This window comes from Kibdelosporangium philippinense, assembly GCF_021390435.2.
In the GTDB taxonomy this organism is placed as follows: domain Bacteria; phylum Actinomycetota; class Actinomycetes; order Mycobacteriales; family Pseudonocardiaceae; genus Kibdelosporangium; species Kibdelosporangium philippinense.
In genome coordinates this window covers 712776-730377 of record NZ_JAJVCN010000001.1, presented here as the reverse complement: position 1 = coordinate 730377, position 17602 = coordinate 712776, and the positions used below count along the sequence as shown (strand labels likewise).

Genomic DNA, 17602 nt, shown 5'->3' with positions numbered 1-17602 from the left:
TGATCCGGGCGCGATCGTCAAGGTCACGCGATTAGCGTCGTCCTCGGCAGACGGGTCTGAAGTGGACGTTCTACGAAGTCGCCGCCCGATCCAGGCTTGGTCGTATGAACATCAAAACACACCGCGTCGGCATCCACGGCCTGACGACATCGGTCGAAGGACTCGGCACGATGGGGATGACCGCGATGTACGGCACTCCGGACGATGCGGAGTCGATCGCGACCATTCACCGGGCGGTCGAACTCGGGATCACGTTGTTCGACACCGCGGACATGTACGGTCCGTTCACCGGTGAGGAACTGCTCGGCCGCGCGATAGCGCCGTATCGGGACCAGGTCGTGCTCGCCACCAAGTTCGGCGGGATGACACTCGACGAGACAGGCAAGATCGTCGGCGGGCCGAACGGCCGGCCTGAGTACGTGCGAGCCGCGGTGGAAGGGTCGCTGCGTCGTCTCGGTACGGACCGCATCGACCTGTACTACCAGCACCGCGTCGACCCGCTTGTGCCGGTGGCCGAGACGTTCGGCACGCTGGGTGAACTGGTCGCTGAAGGAAAGGTTCGGTATCTCGGCATCAGTGAGGCGTGCGCCGAGACCATTCGCGCATCCAATGCCGCAGCTCCGCTTTCCGCCGTGCAGACCGAGTATTCGTTGTTCACGCGCACTGTCGAGGTCAACGGCGTGCTCGACACCGTGCGGGCGCTGGGCATCGGGTTCGTCGCCTACGCGCCGCTGGGGCGCGGTTTCCTGACTGGCCGGCTGCGGTCGCTTGAGGACCTGCCGGACAATGACTTCCGTCGCACCGCACCCCGATTCAACGGCGAGAACTTCGCGCACAACCTCGCACTTGCCGACCGTGTCCGCGTGATCGCCGAACAGCAAGCTGTCACGCCCGGCCAGCTGGCGTTGGCGTGGGTGCCGCCCAGGTTCTGTCGTAGATTGCGTGATCAACTAGTGCGCGACGGAGCGAGTAGCGGCTAGGTTGTGCGCAGTATTCGCTTGCGTAGCAAGGGAAAGCTGGCTCGTCCGAACATCTGTCGTTTGGTGTGTCCTGAACGTGGAAGGGAGTCGGTGTAGGTCGAGTCCTTGAAGCGGTGCTGCACGGATGATGAAGGTTTGGCCCTTCGGAGTCGCCCTGCGGAGGGAGGCTTCAAACCACCTCATGCTGCGTTGGCTGAAGACCGTCGTGGTGAGCGATGAGGGAAAGGCACCCGTGAGGTGTCAGGTGGGGACCAGGAAGACGAACGCGAGTGAATCGTTGCGGACGTGTCGAAACTGAACCACCCCGGGATCGATGGAGACTCTGATCCTATGGGAGAATTAGATCATGTCTGCGCCCAAGAAGTACCCGAACGAGTTGCGTGAGCGTGCGGTTCGTTTGGTGTTCGAGATCCGTCGTGAACGTGGTAGCTCGCATGGTGTGATCCCTGAGGTCGCCGCTCGTTTGGGGATCGGTGACCAATCGCTTCGGGCGTGGGTAAAGCAGGCTGAAATTGATGACGGTGGTCGGCCGGGTACGTCGACTGCGGATGCGCAGCGACTCGCCGAGCTGGAGCGTGAGAACCGAGAGCTCCGACGCTCTAACGAGATTTTGAAAGCCGCGTCTGCTTTCTTCGCGCGGGAGCTCGACCCGCGACCGCCACGCTAGTCGAATTCATCGACGGTCACAAGAACGAATTCGGAGTCGAGCCGATCTGTCGTGAATTACAGGTCGCTCCGTCAACGTACTATGCCGCGCTCACCCGGCCAGCGTCTGCCCGATCGGTCCGCGACGAGAAGCTGGCACGCGAGATCCGCCGCGTCTACGAGGAAAACTACTGCGTCTACGGCGCCCGGAAGATCTGGAGCCAGCTCAACCGCGAGGGCATCACGGTCGCCCGGTGCACGGTCGAGCGGCTGATGGGCACGCTGGGGATGTCCGGTGCGGTGCGCGGGAAAACCCGCCGGACGACGGTCGCCGACCCGAGCACCCGACGGGCTCCGGACCTGGTCAAACGCGACTTCACCGCAGCCGCGCCGAACCGGTTGTGGGTCGCGGATTTCACCTACTGCGCCACGTGGGCCGGCACCGTGTATACCGCGTTCGTCATCGACGTCTATTCGCGGCGGATTGTCGGCTGGCGCACCTCGACGTCCATGACCACAGATCTGCCGTTGGACGCGCTGGACATGGCGATCTGGGCACGTAATGACCGGCTTGACACGCTTGTGCACCACTCCGACCGTGGCACGCAATACACGTCAATTCGCTACACCGAGCGGCTCGTTGAGGCCGGTGCTGAGTGTTCGGTCGGCACAACCGGCGATTCCTATGACAACGCTCTCGCCGAGTCAGCGATCGGACTGTACAAGACCGAACTGGTCCGAAGGAAGGGACCATGGAAGACCGTGGACGAACTGGAAATCGCCACTCTTGAGTGGGTTGACTGGTTCAATCATCGGCGTTTGCACAGCGCGATCGGCAACATCCCGCCAGCCGAATACGAGACCCTCTACTACGCCCAAGAAACATCTGATACGGTAGCCAAGACGATATCGAGGTAGCCTCTATCGATCCCGGTGCGGTTCAAGTCGTCGGGTGACAGGGTTGTCCGCTCGGGTGATCGCGGACTTGGTGGCCGAGGTCGGGCCGGTGTGGCAGGCACGGCAGGACGCCCGCCGGGAGCAACGCACGCGCCAGCGGGCCGTGGGTGCGGGCGCGAAGCACAAGCTGGTGTTCGTCGACCGGTTACTGGCCACGCTGGTGCATTTGCGGCACGCAACCACACATGATGTTCTGGCGGCTTGGTTTCGCGTGGATCGGTCCACGATCACCCGTGCTATCAACGAGATCCGACCGCTCCTGGCAGATCGTGGCTGCTGCATCGAGTCTGGGGTGAGGCTCAAGACGATCGCCGATGTGGTCACCTATCTTGATCACACCAGACTGACCGGATTGATGGACGCCACGGAAATCCGGGTGCGCCGCCCGACCGTGAAGCGGGCCGGGCGGCATCAGTTCATCTCCGGCAAGTCTCGGCAGAACGCGATGAAAGCCTTGTGATCAGCGATGCTCGCGGGCGTGTGCTGTTCAGTGGAGCGTCCTGCCGGGGCAGCACCGCCGACATCACCCAAGCCCGCCAAGCAGGCGTGGCCGACTGGCTCGAGCACACGCTCCGCGTCGAAATCCTCACCGACGCCGGCTACCAAGGACTTGGCGCTCAGACCTTCGGGCAAGTCGTCACACCGACCCTGAAACATCAGAAGAAGCGACTTGAACGGATGCCGGGCATCGCAGAACTCCGTGACGCACAACGGAAATCACATGCTCGCCGACGAGTCCGTGTCGAGCACACCATCGCCCACATGAAGAACTGGCGCAGCCTGACCCGACACCTCGGCCGCCGCGACACCCTCGACGACACCATCCGCGCCGTCGCCGGACTGCTCTCCGACCACCAACACACCCAACCAACCCGGCAACCCGTCGCCGCACTGCCAGCCGGAACAACCATGTAACGCCTGCCCCTGACACAGCTAGTCACGCCTCAACGGCAACCATGCACGAGGTCGTTAGACAACAAAGACGCGATAGTCACCGGCGCAAGCGATGGAATCGGATTGGCGATCGCACAGCGATTCGCTGACGAAGGTGCCCGCGTGTATATGACCGGCCGGCGTAAGCAGGAATTGGATTCGGCTGTCGCGAAGGTCGGTCACGGCGCGATCGGTGTCCAGGCCGACGCGACGAGTTCCGAGGACATGGACCGGCTGTACGCAGCCGTCGACGGGAATATCGACGTCGTGGTCGCGAACGTCGGTTTCGGGGAATTCGTCCGGCTCGAAGACGTCACCGACGAACATTACCAGCGGATCTTCGACATCAACGTGAAAGGCACGGTGTACACGGTCAGGAAAGCCCTGCCGAAGCTCGCCGACCACGCCTCGATCGTCCTGGTGACCTCGATGGCCGGCCGCGGCGGCCAGGAAGGACTCGGGACCTACGCCGCGTCGAAGGCCGCCGTCCGGAGCTTTGCCAGGACCTGGGCGAACGAGCTCAAGGACCGGCACATCAGGGTGAACGCCCTCGCGCCCGGCAGCACCGACACACCCGCGATGGACGCGGTGCTCAAGCAGAACGGCATCGACAGCGAGGACGCTGTTCAAGAGTGGAAGGCCAAGCAAACGTCCAATGCCAGTCTCCGGCGAATGGCCCAGCCAGAAGAACAAGCCTCGGCCGCGCTTTTCCTGGCGTCCTCGGAGAGCAGCTACATCACCGGCACCGAACTAACCGTTGACGGCGGCGTGACCGAGACCATTACGTGGTGCAGTCACTAGCTTCTGAGCCGTTTTGACAAAGGCGTTGCGAGCCTCGAACGGAATGCCACGCGGCCACGCCAGCAAAACCGAGATCGGCGGACTGTCGACAACCGGCACGGCCACAGCGGTGTGACCGAGTCGATTGGTCACACCTTCGCCGACAACGACCGTGATCTGCCCGAGACCCTAAAGGTTGTCCCGTAATGGTCAAGAGTGTTGGTGGGTATGGGGAGTGGCGGCGGTATGTGTGGATGGGCGACCGGTCAGGCGGTCATGGCCAGGTTGCGCATCTGGGCGACGCCGAGGGTGGCGTGCCAGACGCCGTCGCGTTTACGGCGGCAGTTGCGCAGGATGTTCCAGGACTTCATGTGTGCCAGGGCGTGTTCGACCCGTGCACGGACGCTTTTGTGGACGGTGTTGAGCTTGATCTTTAACCTCGATGCGGTGATACCCGCACCCAGTTGATCATGAACGCAGCCCTTGGTTGATCATTCGTCTTGCGACAGTACGAAGATCGATCCAAGGGCTGCGGTGATCAGTGTGCACGATCCCGATCGGGAAGCGGCGCTCGGGGAGTTGGTCAGATTCCGCCAGAAGTTCTACGAGTGTTTGACCCGCCGGGCAGATGCGTTGTTCGAGCTTGCCGACGCGGTGCTGTGCACCGACGGTCCGATCCGGTCGCTGGTGGGGTTGTCACTGGCGCCGGAGCACGGGCGTGGACACGGAGCGCTGTATGACGCGGTGAACAGCGGCCGGGTCGATATTGCACGTTTACGGAATCTGGTTGCCGCACAACGGTTACCCAGAGCAGCGGACGACCGCATCGTGCTGGCGGCGGATGTGACGCCGTGGCTGCGTCCGGACGCCAACACCTCACCGGAGCGATCGTTCTGCCATACCTACGGCCGCGGCAAGGACCAGCACCACATGGTCCCCGGCTGGCCATACTCGATCGTGGCGGCCCTGGAGACCGGCCGCACCTCTTGGACGGCCCTGCTGGATGCGGTCCGGCTGCAGCCCGGCGCGGACGTCGCGGCGGTGACCACCGCCCAGATTCACGAGGTCGTCGAACGCCTCATCACCACAGGCCAGTGGCGAGAGGGCGATCCGGAGATCCTCGTGGTGCTGGACGCCGGCTACGACGCCCCACGCATCGCGCACCTGTTGTGTGACCTGCCGGTGCAGATCCTCGGCCGGATGCGCTCCGACCGCGTCCTGCGCAGGCCCGCACCACCGCGGATGCCCGGCACCAACGGCAGACCACCCAAGCATGGTGGCGAGTTCGTCTTCGGTGCCCCGGCCACCTGGGGCGCCGAGCAGGCCGTGACCAGCGCCGACACCCGCCTCTACGGCACGGCGACCGCGCAAGCGTGGGACCGGCTGCACCCACGCCTGACCCGCCGCGCAGCCTGGGCCGACCATGCCGGGCCGCTGCCGATCATCACCGGCACCGTGATCCGGTTACGGGTCGACCACCTGCCCAGCGGCGGCGAGCCGAAACCGGTCTGGCTATGGTGGTCCAAAGTGGATGCGACTGACAGCGATGTCGACCGCTGCTGGCAGATGTTCCTACGCCGCTTCGACATCGAGCACACATTCCGCTTGTTCAAACAGACCCTCGGGTGGACCACCCCGAAACTCCGAGACCCGCAGGCGGCTGATCGCTGGACCTGGCTCATCATCGCCACCCACACCCAACTCCGCCTCGCCCGTCGCCTCGTCGTCGACCTGCGCCGGCCATGGGAGAAGCCCGTTCCCACGGACAAGCTCACACCAGCCCGAGTCCGCAGAGGGTTCCGGAACATCCGCGCGAAGACCACATCTCCAACGAATGCGCCGAAACCCTCCCATCCAGGCCCCGGACGGCCACCAGGCTCCAAGAACCGGCATTCCGCCACACGCCACGACGTCGGGCGCATCCTGGCCACCGGCGAGGCATACCAACGCCCTCCCCACCACAAGAAGGGCACCAAACCAAGGCGAACAGGTTAAAGATCAAGCTTAGGCCATGTGCCGGAAACGCGCACGATGGCGGCAGGGTTCCCAGGCTACGCCCGCGCTTTCAGCCCAGCGAGATCCGGTCCAAGTCCGGTGCACCTGACTGGTCGTTGAAGAACTTGATGCTGTTGGCTCCCGCGTTCAGCGTGACCGGGATGGTCGTCACGTACGGAGTGTTGTTGCCGACGCCATCGACTTTCACCTCTGTCGGCTGCCCGCCGTTCACGGACACGAAGTAGGAGCGCGGCCCGTTGACCGTGAAGTCGATGTACAGCTTGTACTGACCGGCAGTGTCCACAGTGACGTCGTCGAACTGCACGAAGGCGTCGGGCGATCCGCCGATGTTGCGGACCTTCTCGCCGCCCGAGCAAGGTCCGCAGCCGGTCAGGCCTGTGCTGCCGAAGTCGTTGCGTGAATCCTCGGCTTCGCGCATGAAGACTCGGTCCGTGGGGCGTGGCTTGATGTCCACAGTGGTCGTGACTTGCTTGGCTCTGTTGAGAACATGGAACTTCGCGGTCACCGGAGCCGTCGCGGCCTGAGCGGGCCCAGTCAGCGTCCATTCGCCACTCAGGATCTGGCCAAGCCGTAGGGTTTGGACAGTCGCAGGCGGACCCTGCACGGACCAGCCCTCGGGCGCCGTCGGCGTCAGTTCGACGTTGTTGAGCTGGTCGTCGACGTCAAGCCGGAGTTTCGCGGTCACCTTGATCGCCTGCTGGCCAGGCCCGACCCACTGCACGCCATGGGGTTCGACCGTCATCGTGGTCGTTGGCGTGTACTGCGCGGGCGGCAGGGGAGCGATCGAGATCCGGTCGATTCCTGGGCCGCGCGAGGCATTGCTGGACAAGGAGATTGTGTTTTCTCCAGCTTTCAACGGGACGGAAACCGCGGTATCGCTGGGCACGTCCGGCCGGTCCGCGGGTATTGCGACCTCGGTTGCCACACCGTTGACGGTCACGGTCAGCGAGGTTGCTTCGGCTGAAGTCGTGTGCAGCTCAAGCCTTTGGTCCCCGGCGGCTTGAACCGTGTTGTACGTGACGGAATTACGTGCGCCGCCGCCGAGACCGATCACTTGGGACACTCCGGAGCACGCCACGCAGATCTGCCTGCGCGCGACTCCCTTGAGGCTGGCGTTCTCGGCCTCAAGTGGTGTCTTGGCGCGCTGGGACAACGGATAACCGTTGCCCACCTTGATCTCGTCGATCTGCAGTTCGCCGAAGTATCTCGGCGCCTGCGGCCCGCCCCACGTGTTCAGCACGTCCAGTTTGATGTACCGGGTGTTCTGCTGGCCGATGTCGATGAACTGGGTGCCGCGGGCGCTGGGCATCGCGCCTGTCCTGGCCACCTGCCATCGCACGCCGTCGTCACTCACCGACACCTTGTAGTCCTTGATACGCGCGGAGTCTTCCGGGCGGCCGAAGGAAACTCGGGCGTACGTGGGGGACCATTCGCGCTGGTTCACCGCTAGGCCGTGTTTCAAAGCTGGGAGCTGGTGCGTTGCTGGGTGATCGCTGTCGCGGCGTGTCGTTGATCGAATAGGCGAGGTCTCGGGGTAGATCGATTCTCGACCAAGACAATCGATGACACCGGAGACCTCGTGGCCACCCTAGCGGTGACGGGGCGAGCGGACTTGACTGACGCTCAGTGGGCCGTGCTGGCAGTGCTGTTGCCCGTTGGACGTAAGCCTGGTCGCCCGCCGAAATGGACGAAACGACAGCTCATCGACGGGATTCGGTGGCGGATCCGGGTTGGTGCACCGTGGCGGGATGTGCCACCGGCGTATGGCTCGTGGCAGACCGTGTACGGGTTGTTCCGGCGTTGGCAGCGCGCCGGAGTGTGGCAGCGCATCCTGACCGCGTTGCAGGCCATCGCGGACGCCGAGGGCGAGATCGTCTGGGATGTGAGCGTCGATTCCACGGTCGCGCGGGCGCATCAGCATGCTGCAGGTGCGCGGACAAGAGGCGATCTGCAGGCCGAACCGCCGAGCACCGAGACCGGTGGCGCCGAGCCGGACGATCACGGGCTGGGCCGCTCACGAGGTGGGTGGACCACCAAGGTGCACCTGGCCTGTGAGCAGGGCCGCAAGCTGCTGTCATTGGTGGTCACCGCGGGCCAGCGTGGCGACAGCCCGCAGTTCATGGCGGTGCTCGGCCGGATCCGGGTACCCCGTCTGGGTCCGGGACGGGCGCGCACCCGCCCCGACCGGGTGCTGGCGGACAAGGCCTACAGCTCGAAGGGCAATCGGGCCTATCTGCGGCGACGTGGGATCACCGCAGTCATCCCGGTCAAGGACGACCAGGCCGCCCACCGCCGCAAGAAGGGCTCGCGAGGTGGGCGGCCACCGGCATTCGACCCACAGGCCTACAAGCGGCGGCATGCCGTGGAGTGCGGCATCAGCCAACTCAAACAGCACCGGGCCGTGGCCACGCGCTACGACAAGCTGGCCGTGCGCTACGAAGCGACCATCCACATCGCTGCGATCAACATCTGGCTACGACCGCACTTATGAAACACGGCCTAGCGGTGAACCAGCGCGAATGGTCCCCCACGTACGCCCGAGTTTCCTTCGGCCGCCCGGAAGACTCCGCGCGTATCAAGGACTACAAGGTGTCGGTGAGTGACGACGGCGTGCGATGGCAGGTGGCCAGGACAGGCGCGATGCCCAGCGCCCGCGGCACCCAGTTCATCGACATCGGCCAGCAGAACACCCGGTACATCAAACTGGACGTGCTGAACACGTGGGGCGGGCCGCAGGCGCCGAGATACTTCGGCGAACTGCAGATCGACGAGATCAAGGTGGGCAACGGTTATCCGTTGTCCCAGCGCGCCAAGACACCACTTGAGGCCGAGAACGCCAGCCTCAAGGGAGTCGCGCGCAGGCAGATCTGCGTGGCGTGCTCCGGAGTGTCCCAAGTGATCGGTCTCGGCGGCGGCGCACGTAATTCCGTCACGTACAACACGGTTCAAGCCGCCGGGGACCAAAGGCTTGAGCTGCACACGACTTCAGCCGAAGCAACCTCGCTGACCGTGACCGTCAACGGTGTGGCAACCGAGGTCGCAATACCCGCGGACCGGCCGGACGTGCCCAGCGATACCGCGGTTTCCGTCCCGTTGAAAGCTGGAGAAAACACAATCTCCTTGTCCAGCAATGCCTCGCGCGGCCCAGGAATCGACCGGATCTCGATCGCTCCCCTGCCGCCCGCGCAGTACACGCCAACGACCACGATGACGGTCGAACCCCATGGCGTGCAGTGGGTCGGGCCTGGCCAGCAGGCGATCAAGGTGACCGCGAAACTCCGGCTTGACGTCGACGACCAGCTCAACAACGTCGAACTGACGCCGACGGCGCCCGAGGGCTGGTCCGTGCAGGGTCCGCCTGCGACTGTCCAAACCCTACGGCTTGGCCAGATCCTGAGTGGCGAATGGACGCTGACTGGGCCCGCTCAGGCCGCGACGGCTCCGGTGACCGCGAAGTTCCATGTTCTCAACAGAGCCAAGCAAGTCACGACCACTGTGGACATCAAGCCACGCCCCACGGACCGAGTCTTCATGCGCGAAGCCGAGGATTCACGCAACGACTTCGGCAGCACAGGCCTGACCGGCTGCGGACCTTGCTCGGGCGGCGAGAAGGTCCGCAACATCGGCGGATCGCCCGACGCCTTCGTGCAGTTCGACGACGTCACTGTGGACACTGCCGGTCAGTACAAGCTGTACATCGACTTCACGGTCAACGGGCCGCGCTCCTACTTCGTGTCCGTGAACGGCGGGCAGCCGACAGAGGTGAAAGTCGATGGCGTCGGCAACAACACTCCGTACGTGACGACCATCCCGGTCACGCTGAACGCGGGAGCCAACAGCATCAAGTTCTTCAACGACCAGTCAGGTGCACCGGACTTGGACCGGATCTCGCTGGGCTGAAAGCGCGGGCGTAGCCTGGGAACCCTGCCGCCATCGTGCGCGTTTCCGGCACATGACCTAAGGGAGGCCGCGTGCGCACTCGCCAACGGGACCGAGACGTCCCCGCACCAAGAGCACCGTGGAATCAGATCAGGCTCGGCCTGTGGATGGGCGGGCACTACTGGACGGACGAATCGGGCGAGTTGCAGTTCGCCGTGGTCGGCGACCAGTTCGACATGGTCGTCAGCCTGTACAGCAAGGACGGGCACGGCCCGGCCGACGGCGTCGAGCACCACGTCGCCACGATGCCGGACGGCCCGTTGACCGCCGATCAGATCGGCCGGGTCCGGAAACTGGCGGAAGTCACCGCGCAAGCGATAACCGAAGGCCGGAACGTGCTGGTCCGATGCCATGCGGGCTACAACCGGTCGGGTTTGGTGGCCGCGCAGGCGCTGATGCACCTCGGCTACGACGCACGCAGCGCGATTCTGCTGATCCGGCGCAAGCGTTCACCGTGGGCGTTGCACAACAGCTTGTTCGAGCAGTATCTGGAGAGCGGCTTGGACGTCACCCATCTGCTCGTGGGCCTGGACTAAAACAAGTTTCGGAGCGGCCACAGGCACGGTAGAAACTCGCGCATGGAGCGCGTGCTGGTCAATTTCTTCTACTGCCACCCGGTTGGTCACGCGATCGAAGCGCTGTACTACGCCAACGGTCATCACGCAGCCAACCCTGACCGCGAGATCGCGGTCGCGCTCAACGCGGCCACCGCAGCCGAGCTCGCCGACTTCTGCCCGTTCGTCTCAGCGAAGTACGTCGTCGATCATCCGTTGCTGACCTCGACGAACGACTCGGCGAGCCGGGTCGCGCACCTGCCGAGGGAATGGGACTGGGTGATCGACGAATCCCGCCGGTACCAAGACTTCCAGCTCGAGATGTTCCCCGGTCTCAAGGACTACTACGCCGCCACCGACCAGCATCTCAAGCCAAGCAAGGGCCGCACGGTCGTCACCAGCCCGAAACCTGGATACCTGCGCCGCCAGCACCTCCGGCTCGACTTGCCGAGAGCCAAGCAGGACCGGCGAACCATCACGATCATGCCGGGCGGATCGAGCGAACCCGCGTTGTACCCGTCAGCCGATTCGTGGCTGCTGATCATGGACGCCCTCGCCGACGCCTACCCGGACGCACAACTGGTGCTGGTCGGCAAGCTGGCCAAGACCAACCAAACGTCCACTTCGATCACCGAAGCGGACCTCAAGCGCTTGCTCGATCACCGATCCAAGCCGTGGAACTGCTTCGACCGAGGTCTCATCGAACAACTCAGCGTCATCAAGGCGAGTGACGTCTTCCTCTCGCCGCACACCGGTTTCGGTATGGCCGTGTTGGCCGCGGGCACGCCATGGCTGACACTGTCCGGCGGCCGGTGGTTCGAGTACTTCTTCAATGGTGTCCCGTTCCGATCGATCATCCCCGACACCGACCGGTTCCCGAGTTACACCACGTTCAACGAGCTGCCAGTGATCGACAGCGAGGACGGGCCACGCACGCCGAGCATGACCAAGGCCCGGATCGTCGCCGACCTCGACCGGATCATCACCGCCGCCGGTGAACTGCGGGACGGCGCCGTGAGCTACGAGCAAGCGCTGAGCGAGTACTTCCCCGCACTGCTGAACGCCCACAACGGCGACCGGACGCGGCTCTGGTCGATCGACAACGTCCACCTGGACTACCTGTAGGCGCGCACGGCACCGGGATACGGCAGCCGCTCCGGGCGACGCAGCCGGTACTCGAAGTGCCACCACTCATTGTCATACGTCCGATACAGGTTGTAACGCTCACCGTTTTCCTCGAGCCACCGCGCGCCTTCCATCGGCCGCACATCCAGCGCCGTTCCTCGCACGTGCCCTGACTCGGCTGGGTGCAGCACGGGCTTGCCCGGCTTGTGCAAGCTCTCGATGTACATCCGGTGCTGCACGGCCGCGTCGCGATGCCCTGAGGTCAGGCCGATCAGCTGGCCGTCCTTCCAGAACGCCTCGGTACGGGCCGTCGTGAACGCCGCGTACGTGGCCGGGGTCAGCCCGGTCAGGTCTTCATTGGGGAAGCGCAGACCCAGCGCCCACTGGCACGTGACGTGCCGGGCGTGCCCTGGCGCGTTCAGGTGGGCCAGCGGCAGCATGACCCTGGCAAGCGCTTTCGCCGCCAGTTCCATCACTCGGTCTCGTGTCGTCATACATTCCACTGTTGACGGACAGTGTCGTTGTCCCGTCCTTGCTCTGTAACAGCTATGTCCTGGCGTTTCTGTGACACAACCATGACATTTCCCGAATGCCGCGCGGAACCGCGAAATGCATCATGGGAGGGGTGGACAGGCGAACTTCGACCGGCCCTGCGATGGTTGGCGGTATGTCTCGGGTGCTGTTGATCGAAGACGACCAAGCCGTACGTGACGGTCTCGAACTGGCATTGACCAGGCAAGGGCACGCGGTACGCGCAGTGGAGACCGGCGAGCAGGGGCTCGGCAAGCTGGCGGGCACGGATGTCGTCGTGCTCGACCTGATGTTGCCGGGGATGGACGGGTTCGAGGTCTGCCGCAGAATCAGGGCGACCGGCAACCTGCCGATCATCATGCTCACCGCACGCAGCGACGATATGGACGTCGTCGCTGGCCTGGAAGCGGGCGCGGACGACTACGTGGTCAAGCCGGTCCAGCCGCGCGTGCTCGAAGCGCGGATCCGCGCGGTGCTGCGTCGCGTGGGCGAACCCACGCAGCAGACCGACGCCGAGGAATACGGCGCGCTGACCATCGATCGCGCGAGCCTTGTGGTCCGCAAGGATGGCGAGCCGATCAGCCTTGCCCCGACCGAGATGCGGCTGTTGCTCGAACTGTCCAGCGCGCCAGGTCGGGTGCTCAGTCGCCAGCAACTGCTGGAATCGGTGTGGGAACACGGCTATCTCGGCGATTCACGGCTGGTCGACGCGTGTGTGCAGCGGCTGCGGGCCAAGATCGAGTCGGATCCGGCGGCACCGCGCTACATCCAGACCGTGCGCGGGTTCGGATACCGGTTCGGCCCGTTGTGAGGAGCTTGCGTACTCGGCTACTTGTCGCGTTCGCCCTGCTCACCGGCATCACAGCGGCTGCCGTGTCCGGCGCGTCGTACGTGCAGGCCCGCACAACGGTGCTCAAGCAGGCGCAGGACGCGTACGTCGAGTTGTTCACCGACAAGGTCGCCAATATGGCGATTCCGGACGCGGGCGCACTGTCCGATCGGAACACCAGCGGTCTGATCCTCTACAGAGGACAGCCACTTGGCACTGTCGGCCTGAGCCCCGCGGATGTCCCACGGGCGTTGCGGGACGAGGTGGCGACTGGCGTCGTCGCGTGGCAGCGCGTCGAGCTCAACGGTCAGATCAAGCTGATCATCGGCATGCGAGTGTCCGAAATGGAGTTCTACCAGTCGCGGGGCTTGGCGGCCGAGGCCAAGAGCATCAACCTGCTGGCGCTGACCGCGTGGACGATCGGGATCGGTTCGCTTGTGCTCAGCGGCTTTCTGGCGTGGTTCGCGGCCAATAGCGTGCTGCGTCCCGTGCGTGAGCTGCGTGCGGCAGCGCAGCGGCTGGGTGAAGGCGATCTGACTACTCGCGTTCAGGTCCGTGGCGCCGATGAGCTCGCCGGGGTGGCGCAAACGTTTAACGTCACCGCGGAGGCTCTCGAGAAGCAGGTCGCCGACGCGCGTCGGTTCGTTGCCGACGTATCGCACGAGCTGCGGACGCCCCTGGCCGCGATGACCGCGGTCACGGACGTGCTCGACGAGGAAGCGCCGCACCTGACCCCCGACGCAGGCAAAGCGGCGAGCCTGGTCAGCAGGGAGACGCGCAACCTGACGCGGCTGGTCAACGACCTCATGGAGATCAGCCGGTTCGACTCCGGCGCGGCCGCGCTCGTGCTTGAGGAGATCGACGTCGCCGAGGCGATCCGGGCCACGCTGCGCGCACGGCGTTGGTCCGAAGTGGTCACTGACCTGCCTCCGGTGATCGCGCGCGTGGATCCACGACGGTTGGACGTGATCGTCGCGAACCTGGTCGGCAACGCTTTGCGGCACGGCGCCCCGCCGGTGTCAGTCACCTTGCGCGGCGGGCCTGGCTGGATCTTCGTCCAGGTCACCGACAATGGGCCTGGGCTGGATCCCGCGGTGCTGCCGAGGGTTTTCGACCGCTTCTACAAAGCCGACACGGCGCGGACTCGTTCCGAAGGCAGCGGCCTCGGCCTGGCGATCGCCTGGGAGAACGCCAAGCTGCACCACGGCGCGCTGACTGCGGACAACGGGCCACACGGCGGTGCCGTGTTCACTTTGCATCTGCCCACAGGAGGTTCACAGTGAAACGCGCCCTCCTCGCACTCGCCCTTATCGTGGCCGGATGCGGCGTTCAACCGTCCAGCCCGATTCCAGGATCGCACGCCACCGGTGCGCTCATCTACCTGGTCAGGACATACGACGGCACCCTTGCGCCGATCCTGCAACCGGCCCGGTTCGACACCAAGATCGAAGCCGCACTGGACATCCTGACCAATACCCAGATCGAACCGGCGGTCGGCTACCGCAACGAGGTTCCCCGCAACGCGGGGCCGATGACCGTGACCGGTTCGACGGTCCGCCTGCCGATCGACGTGTCCACACTGTCCACACTGGCCGCTCAGCAGATCGTGTGCACGGCCGCCATCTCTGGGCCTGCCACGCTTGTCGGGGGTGGGCAGACCCGGGGACGGATCTCCTGTCCGGTTTGATCGAAGCGAGCAACGGTCAACACGGTGTGACGGAACGGTGGACACGGTCGCAAGCAACGGTGGACACACGCTTCAGCAACGGTGGACACGGCCTTCAGGAACGGTGGACACGGCGTGGGGTTTGGCTATTAGGCGATGGCTAGGCGGATTGCGGCTACTAGGCCTAGGGTTCCGATGATGTAGCGCAGCGGCGCTGGCGGGATCTTGCGGGACAGGTAGACGCCGATCGGGCCCGCGATCATCGTGGTGGCGCCGAAAATCAGGGTTTGCGGCCACGGCACTGGCGCGATGAAACAGAACAAAACGCCCGCCACGCCGTTCGCGATCCCTTGCAGGACAACCTTGACGGCGTTGAGCTGATGCGTGGTGCCCTTGGCGAAAAGGCCGAGGACGGCGAAGAAGATCACGCCGATCCCGGTGCCGAAGTAGCCGCCATACACCGAAGTCCCGAAGACAAGAGACTTGATCGGCCCACGATGCTTCTTGGCGGCCCGCAATTTCTTCGCCACGAGTGGCTGGATCAGCACGAGCAGCGCGCCGAGCCCCAGCAACGCGGGCACAAGATAGGTGAAGACTCGTTCGGGCAGCAGGAAAAGCACGATCCCGCCGATCAGCGAACCGACCGCGGCTGGCAGGACGATCTTACGCAGCAACGGTTTCTGCGTCTTGAGCTCTTTGCGGAACGTCACCATCGACGCGACGTTGCCCGGCACCACACCGATACAGTTGGCCACGTTGGCCTGAAGTGGCGTCATTCCCATCGCCAGGAACACTGGGAACGTCACCAACGCCCCGGCGCCGGCGACGGTGTTGATCACACCGGCAAGCAGCCCCACCGCTGCGACCACGATCAAGTCCACGTGAATTACTTTCGCCCGAACCACACTCATGCGTCCAATGAACGCCAGCGATGAAATCCATGCGTATCATGCATCGATATGGAGATTGACCAGCTCAGGTGGTTCGTGATGGTCGCCGAAGGCCGTACGGTGACCGCCTCGGCGGAGCAGTTGCATGTGTCACAGCCTGCGTTGTCCCGTGGTCTCGCACGTCTTGAGCAGGAGATCGGCGCGCCCCTGTTCGACCGGGTCGGCCGCGTGCTCAGGCTCAACAGCAATGGTCACACGCTGCTCGAAGCGGCCAAGCGCGCGTTGAGCTCCATCGACAGCGCGGTCAGGACAATCGGGACCGCCGCCGACCCGACGCACGGCACGGTCCGGTTCGCGTTCCTCAACACCCTGGGCACCATGCTGGTTCCGGCGCTGCTCAGCGGTTTTCGCGCTCGCTACCCCAAGGTCGAGTTCCTGTTGCGGCAAGACGGGACGAGTCGTAACGAGCAGAGCCTGCTCAACGGCGAGGTGGACATGATCCTTGCGGCGCAGCCGTCCGACCAACCGGGCATCACCTGGCAGCCGGTGCTGGACGAACCGCTCGCCCTGGTCGTTCCTGTTGGGCATCGGTTGGCCAAACGGCGGAGAGTCCGGTTGATCGAGGTCAAGGACGAGCCGTTCGTGACGTTCGCGCACGGCTACGGGCTGCGCCCGATCACCGAGCAGTTGTGCGCCAGCGTCGGGTTCACGCCACGGATCGCTTTCGAGGGCGAAGACCCGACGATGCTGCGTGGCCTGGTCGGTGCCGGGTGTGGTGTGTCGTTGCTCGCTCCCGCGCCTGGACCTTTGCCGGACGCCGTCGAGTTGCCGATCTCAGAACCCCGCTGTGCCAGGACAATCGGTGTTGGCTGGTGCCCGGATCACTACCACCCGGCTGTGGTGGAGGCATTCCGTGAATACGTACTGACGGAGTCCCGACCACCCGCACCCTGGTCCAGATTCTGGAACTAGGGTGGGGCTCATGTCCGAGCCCCATCAGGTCAGGCACGTCGCGGAGTCGTTCGGTATCGACGCTGAACGCTACGACCGGTCGCGGCCGCGCTATCCCGCGGAGCTCATCGACCGGATCGCCACGGTCAGCCCAGGTCCGGAGGTCGTGGAGGTCGGCTGTGGCACCGGTATCGCCTCCCGGCAGCTCCAGGCGGCGGGGTTGAAGGTGCTTGGAGTGGAGCCCGACGCGCGGATGGCTTCTTTCGCGCGGGATCGTGGGCTTGATGTCGAGGTGTCGACTTTCGAGGCCTGGGAGTCCGCGTGCCGGACATTCGATGCTGTGGTCGCGGCGCAGTGCTGGCACTGGGTGGCCCCGGTGGCGGGTGCGGTCAAGGCAGCCCAGGTCCTGCGGCCCGGCGGGTTGATGGCTGTGTTCTGGAACGTCGACCGTCCGCAGCCCGAGTTGGCCGAGGAGTTCACGGCGATCTACCGCCGCTTGATCCCCGACTCGTTCTCGGCCCGGGTTACCGGCTCGGATCCGTACTCGATGCTGTCCGACCGGGCGGCTGAGGGGATCGAAGCGTCGGGTGAGTTTCATGGGCAGGATGAGTGGCGGTTCACGTGGGAGCGTGAATATACGAAGGCAGACTGGCTCGACCGCCTGCCGACCCACGGCGGATGGAGCACGTTCTCCCCGGAGGACACCGCCGCTGTGCTGACGGCGGTGGGTAACGCGATCGATGCCGCTGGTGGCAGCTTCACGATGCATTTCAATACGGTGGCAGTGACGGCGACAAAGGCCTGAA

19 protein-coding genes and 1 other annotated feature are annotated in these 17602 nt (G+C 64.7%); of the genes, 15 read left to right on the top strand and 4 right to left on the bottom strand.

All coding sequences use genetic code 11. The features are described from left to right. Positions 1-104: 104 nt before the first annotated feature. From LWC34_RS03510 to LWC34_RS03490, 5 genes are all read left to right on the top strand, one after another. The gene (locus LWC34_RS03510; protein ID WP_233722955.1) at positions 105-980 is read left to right on the top strand and encodes an aldo/keto reductase; all 876 of its coding nucleotides are present in this window, start codon (positions 105-107) and stop codon (positions 978-980) included. A 346-nt stretch (positions 981-1326) separates the two neighbouring features. Next, positions 1327-2543, top strand: a protein-coding gene (locus LWC34_RS03505) for an IS3 family transposase (RefSeq protein WP_233722954.1) whose coding sequence is annotated in 2 segments (ribosomal slippage) — positions 1327-1606 and positions 1606-2543 — 1218 coding nt in all. Because the reading frame shifts where the segments join, the coding sequence is not laid out codon by codon here. After that, positions 1605-1718, top strand: a sequence feature (AL1L pseudoknot). It overlaps the preceding gene by 114 nt. 34 nt (positions 2544-2577) lie before the next feature. Further along, positions 2578-3042: a helix-turn-helix domain-containing protein gene (locus LWC34_RS03500; RefSeq protein WP_233722953.1), complete on the top strand. Its 465-nt coding sequence runs from the start codon at positions 2578-2580 to the stop codon at positions 3040-3042. Further along, entirely contained in the window at positions 3039-3497 is a 459-nt protein-coding gene (locus tag LWC34_RS03495) for a transposase family protein (protein ID WP_233722952.1), read from the top strand. The genes LWC34_RS03500 and LWC34_RS03495 overlap by 4 nt, the downstream gene beginning before the upstream one ends. A gap of 3 nt (positions 3498-3500) precedes the next feature. Further along, a complete protein-coding gene (locus tag LWC34_RS03490; protein WP_308200080.1) occupies positions 3501-4316 on the top strand; it encodes an SDR family NAD(P)-dependent oxidoreductase in 816 nt (271 codons plus the stop codon). Positions 4317-4561: 245 nt separating this feature from the next. On the opposite strand, the gene LWC34_RS03485 is transcribed toward LWC34_RS03490, so the two are convergent. Further along, positions 4562-4759 carry a transposase gene (locus LWC34_RS03485; RefSeq protein WP_372496515.1) on the bottom strand — a complete coding sequence of 66 codons (198 nt, stop codon included), beginning with the start codon at positions 4757-4759 and terminating at the stop codon, positions 4562-4564. A gap of 79 nt (positions 4760-4838) precedes the next feature. Between LWC34_RS03485 and LWC34_RS03480 the strand changes: the two genes are divergently transcribed. Beyond that, positions 4839-6290, top strand: coding sequence for an NF041680 family putative transposase (locus tag LWC34_RS03480; RefSeq protein ID WP_233722950.1), 1452 nt, complete (start codon positions 4839-4841; stop codon positions 6288-6290). 70 nt (positions 6291-6360) lie between these two features. Here LWC34_RS03480 and LWC34_RS57895 read toward each other — a convergent pair whose 3' ends face one another. Further along, a complete protein-coding gene (locus LWC34_RS57895; protein ID WP_233722949.1) occupies positions 6361-7755 on the bottom strand; it encodes a CBM35 domain-containing protein in 1395 nt (464 codons plus the stop codon). 150 nt (positions 7756-7905) lie between these two features. On the opposite strand from LWC34_RS57895, the gene LWC34_RS03470 reads away from it, so the two are divergent. From LWC34_RS03470 to LWC34_RS03455, 4 genes are all read left to right on the top strand, one after another. Beyond that, positions 7906-8802: an IS5 family transposase gene (locus LWC34_RS03470; RefSeq protein ID WP_233726357.1), complete on the top strand. Its 897-nt coding sequence runs from the start codon at positions 7906-7908 to the stop codon at positions 8800-8802. Further along, a complete protein-coding gene (locus LWC34_RS03465) occupies positions 8799-10211 on the top strand; it encodes a CBM35 domain-containing protein (protein ID WP_233722948.1) in 1413 nt (470 codons plus the stop codon). The genes LWC34_RS03470 and LWC34_RS03465 overlap by 4 nt, the downstream gene beginning before the upstream one ends. A gap of 71 nt (positions 10212-10282) precedes the next feature. Beyond that, positions 10283-10786, top strand: a complete 504-nt coding sequence (locus tag LWC34_RS57890; RefSeq protein ID WP_233722947.1) for a protein-tyrosine phosphatase family protein — start codon at positions 10283-10285, stop codon at positions 10784-10786. 42 nt (positions 10787-10828) lie between these two features. Next, positions 10829-11929: a hypothetical protein gene (locus LWC34_RS03455; protein ID WP_233722946.1), complete on the top strand. Its 1101-nt coding sequence runs from the start codon at positions 10829-10831 to the stop codon at positions 11927-11929. On the opposite strand, the gene LWC34_RS03450 is transcribed toward LWC34_RS03455, so the two are convergent. Further along, positions 11920-12423, bottom strand: a complete 504-nt coding sequence (locus LWC34_RS03450) for a M15 family metallopeptidase domain-containing protein (RefSeq protein ID WP_233722945.1) — start codon at positions 12421-12423, stop codon at positions 11920-11922. The genes LWC34_RS03455 and LWC34_RS03450 overlap by 10 nt on opposite strands. 173 nt (positions 12424-12596) lie before the next feature. On the opposite strand from LWC34_RS03450, the gene LWC34_RS03445 reads away from it, so the two are divergent. Genes LWC34_RS03445 through LWC34_RS03435 form a run of 3 tightly spaced genes read left to right on the top strand, consistent with a single transcriptional unit; the run spans position 12597 to position 14976 of the window. After that, on the top strand, positions 12597-13271 hold the full coding sequence (locus LWC34_RS03445) for a response regulator (RefSeq protein ID WP_233722944.1): 675 nt from the start codon (positions 12597-12599) through the stop codon (positions 13269-13271). Then, positions 13268-14572 carry an ATP-binding protein gene (locus LWC34_RS03440; protein ID WP_233722943.1) on the top strand — a complete coding sequence of 435 codons (1305 nt, stop codon included), beginning with the start codon at positions 13268-13270 and terminating at the stop codon, positions 14570-14572. Before LWC34_RS03445 ends, LWC34_RS03440 begins: the two co-directional genes overlap by 4 nt. Then, entirely contained in the window at positions 14569-14976 is a 408-nt protein-coding gene (locus LWC34_RS03435; protein WP_233722942.1) for a hypothetical protein, read from the top strand. The genes LWC34_RS03440 and LWC34_RS03435 overlap by 4 nt, the downstream gene beginning before the upstream one ends. Positions 14977-15104: 128 nt before the next feature. Here the strand turns inward: LWC34_RS03435 and LWC34_RS03430 are convergent, their stop codons facing one another. Continuing rightward, on the bottom strand, positions 15105-15836 hold the full coding sequence (locus LWC34_RS03430) for a sulfite exporter TauE/SafE family protein (RefSeq protein ID WP_233722941.1): 732 nt from the start codon (positions 15834-15836) through the stop codon (positions 15105-15107). Between the two features lie 78 nt (positions 15837-15914). Here LWC34_RS03430 and LWC34_RS03425 point away from each other — a divergent pair, with 78 nt between their 5' ends. Together LWC34_RS03425 and LWC34_RS03420 are read left to right on the top strand one after the other, a co-directional pair. Continuing rightward, positions 15915-16817 carry a LysR family transcriptional regulator gene (locus tag LWC34_RS03425; protein ID WP_233722940.1) on the top strand — a complete coding sequence of 301 codons (903 nt, stop codon included), beginning with the start codon at positions 15915-15917 and terminating at the stop codon, positions 16815-16817. Positions 16818-16827: 10 nt separating this feature from the next. Further along, positions 16828-17601, top strand: a complete 774-nt coding sequence (locus LWC34_RS03420) for a class I SAM-dependent methyltransferase (RefSeq protein WP_233722939.1) — start codon at positions 16828-16830, stop codon at positions 17599-17601. Position 17602: the final 1 nt, after the last annotated feature.

Bases quoted from the DNA above. Each gene is read 5' to 3' on its own strand.
- LWC34_RS03455 (WP_233722946.1), top strand. From the start codon at position 10,829: ATGGAGCGCGTGCTGGTCAATTTCTTCTACTGCCACCCGGTTGGTCAC.
- LWC34_RS03510 (WP_233722955.1), top strand. From the start codon at position 105: ATGAACATCAAAACACACCGCGTCGGCATCCACGGCCTGACGACATCG.
- LWC34_RS03425 (WP_233722940.1), top strand. From the start codon at position 15,915: ATGGAGATTGACCAGCTCAGGTGGTTCGTGATGGTCGCCGAAGGCCGT.
- LWC34_RS03465 (WP_233722948.1), top strand. From the start codon at position 8,799: ATGAAACACGGCCTAGCGGTGAACCAGCGCGAATGGTCCCCCACGTAC.
- LWC34_RS03450 (WP_233722945.1), bottom strand. From the start codon at position 12,423: ATGACGACACGAGACCGAGTGATGGAACTGGCGGCGAAAGCGCTTGCC.
- LWC34_RS03445 (WP_233722944.1), top strand. From the start codon at position 12,597: ATGTCTCGGGTGCTGTTGATCGAAGACGACCAAGCCGTACGTGACGGT.
- LWC34_RS03420 (WP_233722939.1), top strand. From the start codon at position 16,828: ATGTCCGAGCCCCATCAGGTCAGGCACGTCGCGGAGTCGTTCGGTATC.